Origin of the sequence: Streptococcus suis (genome assembly GCF_002964045.1) — a bacterium.
Lineage (GTDB): Bacteria > Bacillota > Bacilli > Lactobacillales > Streptococcaceae > Streptococcus > Streptococcus suis_U.
In genome coordinates this window covers 1-273 of record NZ_POPB01000053.1, presented here as the reverse complement: position 1 = coordinate 273, position 273 = coordinate 1, and the positions used below count along the sequence as shown (strand labels likewise).

The following is a 273-nucleotide window of genomic DNA, read 5'->3' as shown; positions in this document are numbered from 1 at the left end:
TTCCTGCCATTGACGAACCATTCCAAGAGAGTGGTTATTGATCAATACAACCTTAATCGGTACACCATAGCCATTCAAAATAGCCAATTCTTGGTTTGTCATTTGGAAGCCGCCATCACCGACAAAGATGACTACTTCTTTATCTGGATTGGCTAATTTGGCGCCGATAGCTGCTGGAATACCAAAGCCCATGGTCCCCATGCCACCAGATGTTACAAGTTGACGTGCATGTTTGTAGGGGTAGAATTGAGCGGCCCACATTTGATGCTGACC

General features: G+C 45.8%; 1 protein-coding gene. It reads right to left on the bottom strand.

The features are described from left to right. A partial coding sequence (locus C1E99_RS00230) for a thiamine pyrophosphate-dependent enzyme (protein WP_238146164.1) occupies nucleotides 1-273 on the bottom strand: 273 nt, incomplete at both ends.